Raw genomic sequence first — 16,192 nt, 5'->3', positions numbered from 1 at the left:
TTCTGATAGAAATATTAGACAATCTGAATATTAATATCCAGGATTTTGTTTTAATATAGAAGCACCTACTAAGTCAATCTGACCTTGTGGGATAGGGAATAAAGCTTTATTAGCTGTATAAACCGCTCCGCCAAATGCACCTGGTAATAACGCCTGGTCATATTTCAAGTAACGGTTAAGGGCTTCAACATCCTGACCCCAACGAACTAAATCATAGAAACGGTATCCTTCCATACCTAGTTCAATTCTTCTTTCAAAACGAACGGCTGATCTTGCATATTCTTTTGTGTCAAAAGAAGGGTACAATCCGATTTTGTAATTAGCAGCAGGCTTGCCATTCAACATTACGAAGTCAGAAGCGTTGGTAGCTCTACCTCTTACCATGTTTGTATATTCAAGTGCTTTTGCTAATGAACCAACCTCAATTTCACATTCTGCAGCCATCAATAAAACGTCTGCAAATCTGATAATTGTTACGTTATACGCATTGTAAGTCTGGTGTCCCCAACCACCTGTTTCTGTCAAACCAGCAGCTTTTTCTGCTTTAGTGAACAAGTATTTTTTAGGAGAGTAAGGACCGCCATTTGGCTGGTTACGAATCATACTAGCACCAGTGTGTAGACCCCAATCCATGAAAGGAATACCTCTACGACCGATTGAATGGTCTAAGCGTGGATCTAACGGACCTGCATCTAGTGTGAAAGGCTCATCAGATTTAATACCCATATCATTCTTAACAGCATTACCTGGAGCGTTATAAGAATTATCTAATAAAGGTAAACCATTTGCATCAGTACGGAATGAGTTTACGAACTCAAATGATGGTTGGAAGAATCCGCAACAAGTACCTGGGTCAACGCCTTGAATATAGTTCAATTGTAAATCACCGTTGGCATTGTTTCCGTTACCAGATTTTACAGTTGCCTGTACAGCGAAAACTGATTCTGAATTATTATCATTAGCTACTCTGTAAAGGTCAGAATATTTCGGTAACAAGGCGTATTTAGTACCACCAGTTGTTTTACCATTTGCAATTACCAGATCAAAAAGTGCTTTTGCTTCTGAGTATTTCTTCTGATACAAGTATGTTTTTGCTAAATAAACTGCTGCTGCCCATTTATTGGCACGACCAACCGAAGAAGACGTTTCTGGTAGCGCATCATAAGCAGCTTTGAAATCAGCCTCAATTTTTGGCCATAAGTCTACGTCATTTTTTACTTTCTCGATTCCGTTTGCTACACCGATGTTTTCATCAACATAAGGAACCATATTGAAGTTTCTTTTCAACTGGAAGTAGAAGTGACCTCTGATGAAACGCGCTTCAGCAGTGATTCTGGCTTTATCTGCGTCTTTCACACTTGGTTGTGCTTCTTTCAACAAAGATAAAACAGAGTTAGCTCTTGCCACACCATCAAAATAACTTTGGTAAACGTTACCGGCTACCTGGTCGGTAGAAACATACTCATATCTCTGAACAGGGATCATCTCCGTACCATCACCCGGGTCAGTTCCTTTATTAGCGTCTCCACCTCTGATACTACCGATCAACCAGTTTGACGGACCAGAGTGTGTTTGGCTTAAGGCACTTAACTGCGCATAAGCAGCGATTAGTGAGCCTTCCAGACCAGCTGTACTAGTTAACTGATCTTTAGAAAGCGACCCTGTTGGGGGAACCTCCAAAAAGCTATCTTTACAAGCATACATCCCCGCAAATAAGACGCAGCTGGAAATTAATATTTTGATTTTTTTCATTTTCTTAATTGTAATTTAACTTAGATTAGAATCCAACACTTAAACCAAATGTTACCTGACGAGTCATTGGGAAGTTACCCAAGTCTACACCAAAATTGGTATCTGCAGCACCCGCAACTTGAGGATCAAGACCACCATATTTAGTGACAGTGAACAAGTTATTAACTGCAGCATTCACGCGAACTCTACCTAGTTTCATTTTGTTTGCAATAGCCGTTGGGAAATTGTAAGCAATTGAAAGGTTTTGGAATCTTAGGTATGAACCATCTTCAACATAGAAGCTACTCGATTGAGAACCAGTACTGAAACCATCATTTTGTTCGAAACGCGGAATATCAGTATCTGTATTGGTTGGGCTCCAAGAGTCTTTAACACGCTCAGAGATAGCAGAACCAGCAAATAATGGATAGAAATCTGTAAATCTTTTAGAGATGTTAAAGATTTTGTTACCAATCGAAGTATAGAAGTAAGAAAGTACTTCAAAGTTTTTGTAAGTGATTCTGAAATTCAAACCACCTGTAAATTTAGGAACCGGGCTACCTAAATAAGTACGATCCTGATCATTGATTATACCATCGTTATTAAGGTCAGTATAACGGAAACGGCCAAGACCTGCACCTGTTTGAATAGCAGCACCATTACCAGGAGTTGGTGTTGTTTTCAAAGCCTGATCAACTTCTGCTTGTGTCTGGAACAAACCTTGTACTTTGTATCCATAGAAAGAAGATAATGAATAGCCCAATTGGTTACGGATAGGGTTTACACCTCTGAAACCAGGGTTAACATCCAATAAGTATTTAAGGCCACCACCGATTTCAGTGATTTCGTTATGAAGGAAACTACCAGTTACATCAAATTCGTAACCTACTTCGCTACCCCATTTACCTCTTGTGATCACCTGAACATCAATACCTTTGTTTACCATTGTACCTACGTTCACTGAAGGAGCAGTAGCACCACCAACTGTTTGTGTAATAGGCAATGTGTACAATAAGTCTTTAGTATCTTTTTGCCACAAGTCTAAGATCACATCCAATTTACCTTTCAGGAATGAACCATCAAAACCAATGTTTTTGGTGATACTGGTTTCCCATTTAGCATTAGGGTTACCAATTCTTGATTGTCTGAAACCACCTACGATTCCGGCGTTTGTACCGTTGATGTCATAGCCAGAAGTTCCTACGTTTTGTTCATATAGGTTGAACTGGTTGGCAGGTGCAACGTTGTTTGAGTTACCCATTGTACCGTAACCCCCTCTGATTTTCAAATCAGTAATCCAGGTAAGACCTTTCATGAATGACTCATCCGAAAGTCTCCAGGCAGCAGATACCGCAGGGAATACCCCGTATCTGTTGTTTGAACCAAATCTAGATGAACCGTCACGTCTGATAACCCCTGTAAGGATGTATTTATCTTTGAAGCCATAGATCAATCTACCAAAGTAAGAGTTAAAGTTAACACCATTATCTTTCACACTATTGGCAGGATTTCTGATATCCAAAGTAGAGATAGTGATATAGTTCATGTCACCAGAGAATGGTGCACGACCGTCAGCTGAAAGGTTTTTACCATGTCCTGTATTTAGGGCCTCTTGGCCAGCCAATAGATCTACGCTATGAGCACCAAATTTCTTTTTATAAGTGATGGTATTTGTGAAAGTCCAGCCTAATCTGAAACCACCGCTTTCGTTATAAGACCAAACTGTACCTTTGTTTTCAAGGGTTTCATAGATTGGGCGACCATATCCCCAGCCGTAGAAGTTATTGAAAGTACCACCAATAGAAGAGCGTAGGGTTAAATCTTTGATCGGGTCAATTTCAATATAGAAGTTACCTGATCCGATAGCATTATAGTTTCTGTTTAGTTTTCCTGCCATCTGGTTAGCAACAGGGTTTGAACCTTGTCCGAAACCAAGTGCAGTTGTACCAGCGTATCCACCGAATTCATCATAAACAGGGATAATGGTTGGAGATCTGAATGCACCAAGGATGTCGTTTTCATCTTGTGATGACTGCAAACCATTGTTACCACCCTGACGACCTAAGATCTGAAGGTATGTCAACTGGATATTTTCACCGATTCTTACATTTTTGAAAAGATCAAACTCTGAGTTTACACGCATTGCAATACGTTTTGCTCTCTGGCTAGGTAAGATACCTTGTTGATCTTGTAATGATAAACCAACATAGAAACGAGAAGCATCGCCACCACCTTCGAAACCTAATGAGTGTCTTTGGATTGTACCGGTTTGAGTTAATTCTTTATACCAGTCTGTACCTGCTTTATTCGCTTTAATTACCTGATAGTAATCACCGATTGTTGGGCCAGTGATATTGTATTTCAATTTCTCTGCAGCTAAATCGATAGTACCGATTACACCACTTCTGTTTCCTACTTTCAGGTAATCAGGAAGTACAGGTGTTGCGCCCGAACCATATTGTGGGTGAGTTAATGGAGCACCTGAGTTTTTAAGTGCAGTCCATGTCCAATCAGCCTGATCTTGTGGGTTCATCATTTTCTGACCTTTACCCGGATCTGTGAAACCAAATACACCATCATAAGTGATATTCAATTTTTTGGCGTTTTTCTTACCTTTCTTGGTAGTATAGATAATCACACCATTGGCAGCTCTGGCTCCATAGATAGAAGCAGCAGAAGCATCTTTCAATACGGTAGTAGACTCAATATCTTCCGGATTCAGGAAACTTGCATCACTAGGCAAACCATCTACGATAGTTAAAGGCTCGTTACCACCAAATGCACCAAAACCACGCACACGGATCTGGCTACCAGAACCTGGCTGGCTGGTTGTTACAACTGTCAAACCTGCTACACGTCCTTGTAACTGTTGTTCAACACTGGCAGAAGGAACTGTTGTAAGGTCTTTGGTTTTTACAGTTGAAATGGCACCAGTTGACTCACGTCTTTTATCAACTGAGTAACCTGTTACAACTACCTCATCAAGACTTGCCGCATCGTCTTCAAGTGTTACATCCAATGTACTTTGCGTTGTTACTTTGATTTCTGCAGTTTTGTAGCCAATTGAACTGATTACTAATGTACCACCTGCATTTGGAACGCTGATTTTGTAGTTACCCTCAGCGTCAGAGATTGTTCCCGTCGTAGTTCCTTTCACCGAAACGCTGGCTCCCGGAACGCCTTCTCCTTTTGAATCACGTACTTTACCACTGACAGACTTTTGTGCAAAAGCTACTATAGACATCATCCATAGTAGTCCACAAAACAGAGCACCCCGTATGGGCACAAAGTAGTTTTGTTTCATAGTTTTGTTTTAGTTAAAAAAAAAGTAAAAAATAAATTGTAATTAAAGTTCTTATATTATATCAAGAATTTCTTGAGATATATCAATAAGTGTATTGGGCACAATTATAAAAGCATCCTACAAATTTTCCAAATTTTTCTCGTTTTTTTTATAAACTCTCAAACACACAATAAACTTTCCTTTTATTTGTACCAAATAAAATTCTGCAAAGTCAAAAAAAACCTATTTTGTGAAAAATCTACTGCTTATTTATGAAGCTGTGTAAAAAAGAATGTTCGGAATCAAGACGCTTGCTTTAAAATTAGGTTACATTATGTCTCTATCTTACCATTTTTACTGTCAGATCTGTTACGCTGAAAAGCGCAACAAAATCAGTTTTTATAGTGGTTGCTGTGGAAGCGCTAAAATTTGAATTAATTGTTTGATGAAGTACGTTGAGCTTTTAAAGCCAAAAATCAGGTCAATAACTGAGGTCTACTCATTAATAATCATGTAAGGATAATAGTCATTTAGTTAGTCTATAAGCAATATTGTATCAATCAGATACAATATTAAACAGTTTGAATAATGCTTCCAAATTTTTCTTAGTATTTTTATATATTAACTGTTCGGAAGTCCGATTTATTATAAACATTATTAAAAATGTTATAATTTGACAAATATAAAAATTTTAGATGATATAAGTCAAATATTGAATTCTTTTTAATTTAATAATATCAGATTGTACTACTCAAAGTTAAAATTGTACTATACTAAACCGCTTTTGCAAATTTTATAAAACGTAGGCTTCTAAACTATCTGTTTTTTTTCATATCCTCTGCCACTTTTCCGGCTGCGGCCAAAACCCGCATCGTATTCTCGCCCCATATCTTACGTATATCCTTCTCCGAATAGCCTCGGCGTAAAAGCTCAATGGTTACATTCTTGATTTTACTTACATCTTCGCAGCCTACAACGTCGCTCCCGCCATCCATATCCATTCCAATCCCTACATGGTCTATACCCGCTATCTGTACTACGTGGTCAATATGGTCTACCACTGTTTTCACACTTGGGGCTTCACCGGGATATTTATATTTTAACTGACGTAATTCGGCACTGATTCGCTTTTTATCTTCGGGCGTAGCATCGGCTTTCATCGCTTGCATACGAAGGGTTCTGATAGAGATTGCCACTTCCTCTGATGGTTTCTTCAAAAAGTCAGATACAAAATTAATCTGGATAACGCCTCCTTTCGAAGCCATCAGCTTAATCATATCGTCTGTCATGTTTCTTTTCACATCACTAATGGCGCGGCAGGATGAGTGTGAGGCAAACACCGGAGCTTTGCTCAAACGCATGACATCATAAAAAGCCGAATCGGAGATGTGCGATACATCTACAATAATGCCTAGCCTATTCATTTCGGCTATGCAGGCTTCTCCCAGTTTACTTATACCACCATGCTCACCGCCCTCCGGGTCGCCCGATGAATCACTCAAATCATTATTATAGGAATGTGAGAGGGTGATATAACGCAAGCCTAAATCATAATACAATTTCAGATTGGCCAGGTCATGCCCCACAGGCCAGCCGTTTTCCATGCCTATAAATACGCCCAGCTTTCCTTTTTTGTGTGCGGCAAAGCCTTCCTTTGGGGTCGTGACCAGTTCGGCCATATCAGGGTATTTCTTCACGGCATCGTGTATAGACTGAAAAATCTTCAGTGCTTTTTCTTTGGCTTCTGCGTCTCCTTCGGGTGTACGCTTGCCTTGTGCCAGATAGACGGCAAAAAACATGGCATCCATGCCGCCTTCTTTCATGCGCGGAAAATCTATCTGCGTACCGTCTTCGGCATAGGTATGTTTAGTGCCAATATCAAAGCCTGCCATTTCCATCATATTGATTGGTACATCGGCGTGGGTATCAACCGTATAAGCACGGGCATGGATTTTATCAGCTTTTTTGAGGAGGCGTTGTTCTTTTTTGCTTTGTGCAAAAACCAGGGCAGGCAAAAGGAGGAGCAGGAATAATCGTTTCATTCAGTTTAGTTTGTTGACGTTAGGTGTTTAGTTTACCGGAGTTTTCTCCCTTTCCAGATGTACTCGTTTTTTCCTTGTGCGGTTAATCCGAAGAATGTGACGTATAAAGGATAAGCGAGTTGTACAAAAGGAATGAGCCAAATTAAACTTTTTTTGTGCAAAAAGCTAAGAATCAGGATTAAAAAAAGAAGCTCGGCTGAAAACTTCAAAGAAAAGATGAGTAGCAGATTCACCCAATCTAATTGATGAAACGAGTATAGGATTCCGGCCGCAATTAACGAAAAATTAGCTGAGAAGATAAAAACTGCCAGAGCTGTAGTAACTGGATTGTTATAGTGTTTCCATTTACTCGCCCAGCGTTTGCGTTGGTAATAAAAGGATTTGAGCGAATCATGGGCCTGTGTTTCCACAATTGCTTCCTGATTTTTCAGAAAATGCACTTTATCAGGGAAGCGTGCAGCAATCTTATGCATCAGAAATTCATCATCGCCAGATGCCAGATTTTCGTTGCCTGCAAAACCTCCTACTTCATGAAACACCGATTTCAGATAAGCCAGATTGGCCCCATTGCACATATTTGGCTTGCGTATCAGCATGGCACAAGCGCCTGAGCCTATCAGGCTGCTAAACTCAATGGTTTGTATCTGCTGCCAGAGACGTTTGAGAAAGCTATCCGAATCATTCATAAAAGTAACAGGTGCACTAATGAGATACGCCTGTTTCTGTGCCTGAAAATGCGCGATTGTTTCGAGCCATTTCTCCCCTACCCGGCAATCTCCATCGGTGGTTACAATCAACTCTCCAAGAGCCAGTTTAATAGAAGAATTAATAGCTCGTTTCTTTGGTGAAGCATTGTTTTCTTCTGGTGACAGTGAATTAATAATAAGTTTTAAAGAAGTTATTTTCTCAAAACTCTTTAGCAAGGCAAAAGTATTATCTGTCGAATCATCATCTGCCACAATTACCTCAAATCGATCTTTCGGATAAGTCTGTCTTTCTAAATCCTTTAATAGCCTGATGATATTGCTGGCTTCGTTACGAACAGGAATAATAACTGAGATAAATGGCAGGGAATCTGAATCTGCCTGTTTCTGATAAGGTCTATTGCTTAGCCAGATAATAATCAGAGCTATATTCATGCAGAAATAAAGCAGAACAATCAATATGAGAATGGTGGCAAGCAATAGGATTGAGGATTTTATAAAGACTTATTCGGCAGAAGCCTTCAGGTTTCTGGTTGAAAACTTTAAAGATAAGATAAATAAACTTCCGACAATAACAGGGACGAGTACATTCATGAGCCAGATAGTAAAAGTGGCAGTGGTAATCAATGAAAGTTTTGCACCAAAATAGCCAAAGTAATAAACGGCAGTAATGGCGCGCACGCTTAAATCGCCCAGAAAATTAAAAGCGGCTCCCAATGTTTTAGTCAGGAAGATGAGTCCGACACCAGCCATTAATATATCTAAGGGTAGATTGATGCTGAACAGTTGTAAAACCAATAAGAACTGAATACTAAAGATTATGTACCGCCCTGTGGCTATCAGAAATATATCTCTGATTTCGGCCAATGTATATTCCTTTAATATAATAAGGTATTGGCTGATATATTGAAAGAGTTTATTCTGTGCATTGAAATTAATCTTTTGAAGGTTGAAGGCCACCCAGATGCCAAATAGCAGAAGGGTCAATAATAATCCTATAATACATACATGTAAGAAGAAAGGCTTTGGTTGAGCTATCCATACAAAATAGCCATAGCTGATAGTGCCAAATAACAAGGATACATACAATTGCATCCCATTGCCTAATAGAATAGCGCCAATGCTTGCGGTGCGCTTTTGAGTTTTGAGCATCAGGATTTTTCCGGCATAATCGCCGAGCATGAGTGGGGTAAAATTGGCTAGTGCCAAGCCAGCTAATACACCTTGGTAAGCTTCGCGAAAATTGATGGGTTCTACTTTTATTGCCAGTCGTTGCCATTTCCAGGCTTCAAAAGCCCAATTGACCGGAATCAGTAAAAGGACTATATATATATAGGCATTAAAGGGTATTTGCTTGAAATAACTCATTACTTCGTCGATGCTTTCGCCTTTTTCTTTCAGCACGCGATACACGGCATACAATACCCCAGCGAAGAGGATATTTTTTGATAGCCGGAGACCATGCGCTAAGATTTTTGAGTTAATTTGCATCTATGAATAAAGAGAAAATCATTTTGGGTGTCGACCCGGGTACGAGAATCATGGGCTATGGGATTATTTCTGTTGATGGAAATACCCTGACCCTGATTCAATATGGTGTTTTAAAACTCGACAAATATACTACACACGAGCTGAAACTAAAGAAGATTTATGAAAGAATGACCCAGATCATTGAGGAGTATCTACCTGATGAAATGGCGATTGAAGCTCCCTTTTATGGCGTAAATGCTCAATCAATGCTTAAACTCGGGCGTGCACAAGGCGTAGCCATTGCGGCCGCACTCAACCGTGACGTGCCAATTGTAGAGTATATGCCCAAGACAGTGAAGCAATCGGTAACGGGTAATGGAAATGCCACCAAAGAGCAGGTAGCCTATATGCTTGAACATACCTTAAAAATGAAACTGGATACCCAGTTTTATGATGCGACCGATGCCGTTGGCGTAGCTGTGTGCCATTATATGCACGGCAAAACCAAGGCTTTGACAGGGAATGCTTCGAAGAAAAAAGGCTGGGCTGCCTTTGCCAGTGAGAATCCGGATCGGGTGAAGTGATTGTGTTTGACATCAAAAAAAACTATTTAATAATTAAAACTCACATATTGAAATGAGTAACTATGTTTTGCGAGCGACTAACTTCTTTTATGACGACCATTATACTTTCGATCCCAAATACACCCATTGGAGAATTCATTCTAAATATGACAATCTTGAATCGGCGATAAAAGCAAAAGAAGAATTAGAGGTTAAGGCAATGCGAGAATACGAACCATTTTTGTTTTTTGAATTACATGGATATAATAAATATGAAGCTACTAAAAAGCAAGTAGATGAATATTTATTAAAAGAATTTAACCTGATAGTAGATGATTCGGAAAGAAAAGAATTCAAAATCCCTCGTTCTGCAAGTAAGGCTCAGGCTTTAGCAATCAAAGCGATATTAAATGTTGATTTTTATAAATTAATTGAATTTAAGGTAGATATTATTTTCTATAAACCTATAATGAATGAATCATTCTGGGGAAAAAGCTTTATGGATTTGTGTAAGCCCAATATTTTTGAAATAGAATATAAAGGCTATGCTTTTTTCGACTCGGAAGAAGATGCTACTTTAAATACTCCAAAGATTCTCAAATACTGGTTAGGTGAATATTCAAAAAACATATATGGCCTTTGTGGGACATTAGAAGAATTATCTCAAAAACCCCTCGAGCTAAAAGAACTTCTGGAGAACTCTAAAGATTTGATGTATAACTCAGCCGACAAGAGGATAGAAATAAAAGATTATTGGATTAAGCGTAATAGCTCTGACTTGATTCAATTAATTAATTTATTGACATCAAAACCATATGAATTAGTTCCTATCTCATACGAGGCAGCCCAAAGGCTTGGTTACTTGGGGAGAGGTGAAGCGGGCTCTGGTCCTTATGGAGATGGCTATCATTATTCTTAATGATGAGGAAGGATATTATATTTAAAAACTTTATCGATTAAACTCTAAATATATTATTAGAGTTTCGATTTTAGAATTTGACAAAGATTCTCGATAAAACAACTATTCAAATTATTGCCAATCAGTTATGAAGAAGCGCAAAAGCTTTGTTAGTGAATGGGTAAAGAAAAGCAGTAGCAATCTCCTGATTACTACTGCTTAAAATGTACCTTGATTATTTAATCCTGTATCGTTTTTTCAGGACGAAACATCATCTATCAGGCGTTACCTACAGCCCATAACTCACCTTCACCTTGATAACCATTCTGAAGCCAGACTTTTCCGTTGGCATGGCTTAAGTATTTTCCTAATTCGGCTCCACGTGCAACTAATGAAGCATTTGCGCCGCCTTGTGGTAGCCAACTCCATTCTTCACCTTCTCCTTGAATTCCCGTTTGAAGCCATACTGAACCATTGGCATGGCTCAGGTATTTACCTTGTTCAGCGCCTGCGCAGGCTAAGGCCACGGATCCGTTAGCAAGGTGTTGTAAAATAAAAACCTCCCCTTCTCCCTGAACTCCGTTTTGCAACCAAACCTCATCGTTTGCGTGGCTTAAATACAAACCAGTTTCTGCTCCGAGTGCCCCTAATGTAATGTTCATGATAATAAAGTTTTAGTAGTTTAAAAAAATTGAATATATTAGTACTTCGACTAATCAACTCATAGATAAATTGCCGAATCATCTTGTCGGCGCAATTATCTTAATCACTACATAAAATTTCTACATTGAAGGGCACGGTTCAGAGAAATTAGGTTTAGGTTAATTGTTAAAAATTCATCAGTTTCAGGTACTCATCAGATTACTTTCGCCAAGAATCATCCATACCAATTTAGCACCTGTCTTCCTGTTTTATTTTTGATAGCGCGTATGACAGCAAAAACCATAAGCAACTACCTATCAATTGTTTACATTTTTTAAAAAAGCAAAAGATTAAAATTGTACTATTATTATTTTATTAAGAAAAGAGTATTTACTTGCGTAAAAAAATCCCTTCTACTAAACTTGTACAATGTTATAAAGATTATTTTTTTCTTGAAACAGCAGGGGTCGATAATTTTATCACACGGTACCATTTCGTGCAAAATCAGGTATTAATACGGGCAATAAAATTTTACTTTTATTGAGTAAGAAGGATACTTTTCGAGCTAAAAAAGTGATTCAAAATCTTGAAGATTTTATTAAGAAGAGAGTTAAAAATATAATAAATTGAAGAAGATGTTTTCTACAAAATAGTGGAATCTTATTATTTGAGTTTCAGCAGTTTTTTAGTTCCTGAAATACTTAAGGGACTATTCCGGCAAACCCAGCCTTTTCCGTTCAGCCTTTACATAACGAGTCACCTCGCCAACCGGAGCAATCCAGATGCCGTTGGCTGGGTCTTTGGCGTAGGCGCATAGTTTTCGGAGCATAGCCAGTCTGGTTGTCTGATAGCCGGAATCGTTAGTTTCATGACCTGCCAAAACCAGCCATTGGCCGTTTTTTGTGGCGTCTTCAATAATCGGGAGAATCTGCTCAAAGTCTTTGCCATCCATTTCCATGCCTGTGAGTTGTGCCATGTCGCAATAGCTGGGGTCTACTGGTGCTTCATCGAGCCAGGTTCTGCCTGAGGCAAAGAGGTCAGCAATCACAGGTACAAAACTTTGGGTATTTTTGCCTCTTCCTACAAATGTCTGTCCGCACGGATAGGCGTATGATTCAGCTTTTACGCCCAATAGTGCTTCAATCTGCTTATTGGCTTCCAGCAATTCTGCACGCATTTTCTCTATAGTATAATTCTCCAATGCACTATTTCTCGACCATACAAAATTCCCGCTACATGAATGATTCAAGGAATGATTACCAATTTCATGACCATTAGCAACCACTTTTTTCCAAGCCTCTAATTGACCTTTTACCGCTGATGGAACTACATAAAAAGTACCCTTTACTCCATATTCATCTAATAAAGGTGCTCCTTTTGAAGCATTGCTACCGCGGGCATCATCAAAAGTAAGACTAATAGCCACGCGCGCTCCATTGGGCCATTTGAATGTTTGTGTTTGAGCAAAGCTGGTTAAGCTTGCTAATACAAGCATCAAAGTTTTGAGATAGATGGAAAAGGTTGATTTCATGGAAATTGTTAGGAATTTTAGATTATTTCAGAAATCTTTTTGGACTGTTTTAGTTCAGGAGAGTCCTTGGCCACGTTTTGGCAAACCGTGGAACGATTTCACGGTTTGCCAAAACGTGTTACAATACCCCTTTGGTGCTAGGCAAGCTATCCAGTTCTTTCAAATCGCGTTTTACTGCCATTTTGATAGATTTGGCAAAAGCTTTGAAGATAGCCTCAATCTTATGGTGTTCGTTCTGCCCTTCACATTTGATGTTCAGGTTACATTTTGATGTATCGGAGAATGATTTGAAGAAGTGGTAGAACATTTCAGTTGGCATCTCCCCAACTCTCTCACGCTTGAATTCAGCATCCCACACAATCCACGGGCGACCAGAGAAATCGATGGCTACTTGTGCTAAAGCATCGTCCATTGGCAATAAGTAACCATAGCGCGAAATGCCTTTTTTATCTCCCAAAGCTTTCAGATAAGCTTCACCAAGGGCAAGAGCAGTATCTTCAATCGTATGGTGTTCATCAATATGCAAATCACCTTTTACGTGAATGGTTAAATCAGCACCTGAGTGTTTGGCAAGCTGGTCGAGCATATGGTCGTAGAAACCAAGTCCTGTATGAATATCCGATTTCCCTTTTCCATCAAGGTTCAGTTCAATCTTAATCTGGGTTTCTTTGGTATTACGTTCTATGGTAGCCGTTCTTGCAGGCAATTTCAGAAACTCATAAATACTATCCCAATCGGTTGTTACCAGTTTGGTTACGTGTTCGTGTTCAATATTCAGAATCGGATTTTCGCCGATAAAAATGGCTTTGGCCCCTAGATTCACTGCCAGCTGCACATCGGTTATTCTATCGCCAATCACATAAGAATTGGCTAAATCATAGTCTCCATTCAGGTATTCAGTCAGCAAACCTGTGCCCGGCTTGCGGGTAGGCAGATTCTCATGCGGAAAGCTACGGTCTATATGAATGGCATCAAAGTGAACGTTTTCATTCTCTAAAGCCTGTAACATTTTGTTATGCGCAGGCCAGAAAGTATCCTCCGGGAAAGCATCAGTTCCTAAACCATCCTGATTGGTAACCATTACCAGTTTATAATCAGTTTCTTCGGCTATTTTACGAAGATTGGAAAGGGCTTTAGGAAGAAAGAATAATTTTTCGAGAGAATCTATTTGAAAATCTGTTTTGGGCTCATCAATAATAGTACCGTCGCGGTCGATAAAAAGAATTTTCTGCATTGCTTTTTGAATAGTGTTTTTTTACAACAAATTTAGGGAGTAAATTTTGAAAAGTATAGATAATTATTTTGTCTATATTGTTTTTTGCCGAATGAAACAGCGGATGTAGTACTGTGTTATTCAATTGCCTCCGCGCGGCGTCCGCCAGCTTTAGCTGGGGGTAAATATATAAGATGTCCTCTTATTGGCTTTAGCCAAAATTAATTAAGAAAGTTTTGGCTAAAGCCAAATCGGATGATATCTTTTAGTATCTCCAGCTAAAGCTGGAGGCTTAAAATTACCACATCCGTCTAATATCAACCCCAATCTCCTCCCCCACAGGCAAAGCCTCAAAACTAAACATCTTCAATTCCTGTGTTCCGATTTTGATAAGCACTTCATAATAACTACCCAGAAACTTAAGGGCCAATATTTTCGCTTTTAGATTGGATGAAGACGAAACAAAAATCTGTTCAGGGCGAATAAAACCATTGGGTAGATTCGATAAACCGATACTGGCTAACCATTCTTTGCTCACAATATTCACTTCACCGGTTATCTCTGCCACGTATTGATTCATCGGATTCTGGTAGACCTTTTGTGGCGCATCCAGTTGCAGCATTTTGCCTTTGCGCATAATAGCCAGATGATCAGCCATGCCATAGGCATCGCTCACATCATGCGTCACAAAAATGCAGCTTACCTCTTCGGCTTTAATCAGTTTCAGTATTTCTGCTTTCAGTCTGCGTTTATTGACCGCATCCAGATGGCTGAAAGGTTCGTCTAATAACAAGAGTTTAGGCTGCTCGGCAATGGCTTTCACAATGACAGCCCTTTGTTGTTCACCGCCGGATACTTCGCGTGGCAAGTGTGTTTGTACTTGATCTAGCCCACTGATTCTGAGCAATTTATCAACCCGTTTATTACGATAGTTTTCTTCATAATAACGAAGCTCATAGGCAATGTTTTCTCGGATAGAGATATTGGGAAAGAGTCCGTAATCCTGTCTGACAAGCTTAATATCGGGGTGACCTGCAATGAGTTTCTGAGAGGGTGGCGTGATACGTTTATCATCCAGTAATAATTTTCCTTCATCGGGCTCCTTAAATGCCCCAATCAGGTGTAATAAGGTAGTTTTACCCGAACCACTTTCGCCCAGAATTGCCAGAATCTCTCCTTTCTCCAGAGTAAATGAAATATTGTTAACCGCTTTTTTATCTTCGAAAGACTTAGAAAGATTCTGTATTTTGAGCAATGACATCCGTTTTTTCGACAAAATTAGGGCTTTTTTATAGAAAATATGCATTTTTGTTGTGCAAGGGCATTCACTTTCCTAATATTGTTATTAAATTATTAACCAGTATTAACCTAATATCAGAAAATACCTGCAAGTTCAATAGATGAGATGTTAGAACTTTATAAACAACAAACCAAGTGCCTGGTAGCACTCGACTCGATTATTTTCGGGTTCGACGGAGAAGAATTAAAATTATTATTAGTAAAACGAGGCGTTCAGACCAATCACGATACATGGTCGTTGATGGGTGGTTGGTTGAAACCATCTGAAAGCCTTGACGAAGCTGCTAACAGAATTTTATTTGAATTAACTAACCTGACAGGTGTATTCTTAGAGCAATTAAGCGCTTTCGGTGATCCTAACCGTGACCCCGTTGAAAGAACGGTGGCAGTAGCTTATTATGCCTTAGTGAATGTAAAAGATTATGAAACCAGGATTTCGGATACGTATCATGCCCATTGGTTTTCGATGCATGATTTGCCGGAATTGCTCTTCGACCATTCGGATATGATTAAAATGGCAATTGAACGCCTGCGCTATAAAGCAGCTTTTCACCCGATTGGGTTTGAACTGATGCCCGAAACCTTTACGATTCCGCAGATACAGAATTTATATGAAGCTATTTATGGCAGTAATTTCGATAAACGGAATTTCAGCCGAAAAATCCTTTCTACCGGACTTTTAATCAAGTTAAAAGAGAAGCAAAAAGGATTTTCGAAGAAAGGCGCATTCCTCTATAAATTAGATACCGAAAAGTACCGAACACATTCAGACTCGTTCCTGAATTTTGTTCCTAATCCTGACGGTATGCTGTAAGT

At 39.2% G+C, this 16,192-nt stretch carries 12 protein-coding genes; 3 read left to right on the top strand and 9 right to left on the bottom strand.

Going from position 1 to position 16,192, the window contains the following annotated elements; translation table 11 throughout:
- Nucleotides 1-30: 30 nt before the first annotated feature.
- From ACYVFA_RS17345 to ACYVFA_RS17325, 5 genes are all read right to left on the bottom strand, one after another.
- Entirely contained in the window at nucleotides 31-1,752 is a 1,722-nt protein-coding gene (locus ACYVFA_RS17345) for a RagB/SusD family nutrient uptake outer membrane protein (protein WP_460473118.1), read from the bottom strand.
- Nucleotides 1,753-1,777: 25 nt separating this feature from the next.
- The gene (locus ACYVFA_RS17340; RefSeq protein ID WP_460473117.1) at nucleotides 1,778-5,035 is read right to left on the bottom strand and encodes a SusC/RagA family TonB-linked outer membrane protein; all 3,258 of its coding nucleotides are present in this window, start codon (nucleotides 5,033-5,035) and stop codon (nucleotides 1,778-1,780) included.
- Between the two features lie 794 nt (nucleotides 5,036-5,829).
- Nucleotides 5,830-7,056 carry a dipeptidase gene (locus tag ACYVFA_RS17335; RefSeq protein ID WP_460473116.1) on the bottom strand — a complete coding sequence of 409 codons (1,227 nt, stop codon included), beginning with the start codon at nucleotides 7,054-7,056 and terminating at the stop codon, nucleotides 5,830-5,832.
- A 32-nt stretch (nucleotides 7,057-7,088) separates the two neighbouring features.
- Nucleotides 7,089-8,195, bottom strand: a complete 1,107-nt coding sequence (locus tag ACYVFA_RS17330; protein WP_460473115.1) for a glycosyltransferase family protein — start codon at nucleotides 8,193-8,195, stop codon at nucleotides 7,089-7,091.
- 69 nt (nucleotides 8,196-8,264) lie between these two features.
- Nucleotides 8,265-9,251 carry a hypothetical protein gene (locus tag ACYVFA_RS17325; RefSeq protein WP_460473114.1) on the bottom strand — a complete coding sequence of 329 codons (987 nt, stop codon included), beginning with the start codon at nucleotides 9,249-9,251 and terminating at the stop codon, nucleotides 8,265-8,267.
- Between the two features lie 2 nt (nucleotides 9,252-9,253).
- On the opposite strand from ACYVFA_RS17325, the gene ruvC reads away from it, so the two are divergent.
- Complete coding sequence (gene ruvC / locus ACYVFA_RS17320; protein ID WP_460473113.1) at nucleotides 9,254-9,814, top strand: crossover junction endodeoxyribonuclease RuvC; 561 nt, start codon at nucleotides 9,254-9,256, stop codon at nucleotides 9,812-9,814.
- A 52-nt stretch (nucleotides 9,815-9,866) separates the two neighbouring features.
- Entirely contained in the window at nucleotides 9,867-10,712 is an 846-nt protein-coding gene (locus ACYVFA_RS17315) for a hypothetical protein (RefSeq protein WP_460473112.1), read from the top strand.
- Nucleotides 10,713-10,969: 257 nt separating this feature from the next.
- Here the strand turns inward: ACYVFA_RS17315 and ACYVFA_RS17310 are convergent, their stop codons facing one another.
- The 4 genes from ACYVFA_RS17310 to ACYVFA_RS17295 form a co-directional block, all read right to left on the bottom strand.
- Nucleotides 10,970-11,353 carry a hypothetical protein gene (locus ACYVFA_RS17310; protein WP_460473111.1) on the bottom strand — a complete coding sequence of 128 codons (384 nt, stop codon included), beginning with the start codon at nucleotides 11,351-11,353 and terminating at the stop codon, nucleotides 10,970-10,972.
- Nucleotides 11,354-12,042: 689 nt separating this feature from the next.
- Nucleotides 12,043-12,864, bottom strand: a complete 822-nt coding sequence (locus ACYVFA_RS17305) for a polysaccharide deacetylase family protein (RefSeq protein ID WP_460473110.1) — start codon at nucleotides 12,862-12,864, stop codon at nucleotides 12,043-12,045.
- A gap of 118 nt (nucleotides 12,865-12,982) precedes the next feature.
- Nucleotides 12,983-14,098: a bifunctional histidinol-phosphatase/imidazoleglycerol-phosphate dehydratase HisB gene (gene hisB / locus ACYVFA_RS17300; protein WP_460473109.1), complete on the bottom strand. Its 1,116-nt coding sequence runs from the start codon at nucleotides 14,096-14,098 to the stop codon at nucleotides 12,983-12,985.
- Between the two features lie 277 nt (nucleotides 14,099-14,375).
- Complete coding sequence (locus ACYVFA_RS17295; RefSeq protein WP_460473108.1) at nucleotides 14,376-15,338, bottom strand: ABC transporter ATP-binding protein; 963 nt, start codon at nucleotides 15,336-15,338, stop codon at nucleotides 14,376-14,378.
- Nucleotides 15,339-15,482: 144 nt separating this feature from the next.
- Between ACYVFA_RS17295 and ACYVFA_RS17290 the strand changes: the two genes are divergently transcribed.
- Entirely contained in the window at nucleotides 15,483-16,190 is a 708-nt protein-coding gene (locus ACYVFA_RS17290; protein WP_460473107.1) for an NUDIX hydrolase, read from the top strand.
- The last annotated feature ends 2 nt before the right edge of the window (nucleotides 16,191-16,192 follow it).

It is taken from the genome of Emticicia fontis (assembly GCF_054779675.1).
This window is presented reverse-complemented; position numbering and strand designations above follow the sequence as displayed.

What these genes read in the sequence shown, in the direction of transcription:
- ACYVFA_RS17345 (WP_460473118.1), bottom strand. Translation starts at nt 1,752, where the DNA reads ATGAAAAAAATCAAAATATTAATTTCCAGCTGCGTCTTATTTGCGGGG.
- ACYVFA_RS17340 (WP_460473117.1), bottom strand. Translation starts at nt 5,035, where the DNA reads ATGAAACAAAACTACTTTGTGCCCATACGGGGTGCTCTGTTTTGTGGA.
- ACYVFA_RS17335 (WP_460473116.1), bottom strand. Translation starts at nt 7,056, where the DNA reads ATGAAACGATTATTCCTGCTCCTCCTTTTGCCTGCCCTGGTTTTTGCA.
- ACYVFA_RS17330 (WP_460473115.1), bottom strand. Translation starts at nt 8,195, where the DNA reads ATGAATATAGCTCTGATTATTATCTGGCTAAGCAATAGACCTTATCAG.
- ACYVFA_RS17325 (WP_460473114.1), bottom strand. Translation starts at nt 9,251, where the DNA reads ATGCAAATTAACTCAAAAATCTTAGCGCATGGTCTCCGGCTATCAAAA.
- ruvC (WP_460473113.1), top strand. Translation starts at nt 9,254, where the DNA reads ATGAATAAAGAGAAAATCATTTTGGGTGTCGACCCGGGTACGAGAATC.
- ACYVFA_RS17315 (WP_460473112.1), top strand. Translation starts at nt 9,867, where the DNA reads ATGAGTAACTATGTTTTGCGAGCGACTAACTTCTTTTATGACGACCAT.
- ACYVFA_RS17310 (WP_460473111.1), bottom strand. Translation starts at nt 11,353, where the DNA reads ATGAACATTACATTAGGGGCACTCGGAGCAGAAACTGGTTTGTATTTA.
- ACYVFA_RS17305 (WP_460473110.1), bottom strand. Translation starts at nt 12,864, where the DNA reads ATGAAATCAACCTTTTCCATCTATCTCAAAACTTTGATGCTTGTATTA.
- hisB (WP_460473109.1), bottom strand. Translation starts at nt 14,098, where the DNA reads ATGCAGAAAATTCTTTTTATCGACCGCGACGGTACTATTATTGATGAG.
- ACYVFA_RS17295 (WP_460473108.1), bottom strand. Translation starts at nt 15,338, where the DNA reads ATGTCATTGCTCAAAATACAGAATCTTTCTAAGTCTTTCGAAGATAAA.
- ACYVFA_RS17290 (WP_460473107.1), top strand. Translation starts at nt 15,483, where the DNA reads ATGTTAGAACTTTATAAACAACAAACCAAGTGCCTGGTAGCACTCGAC.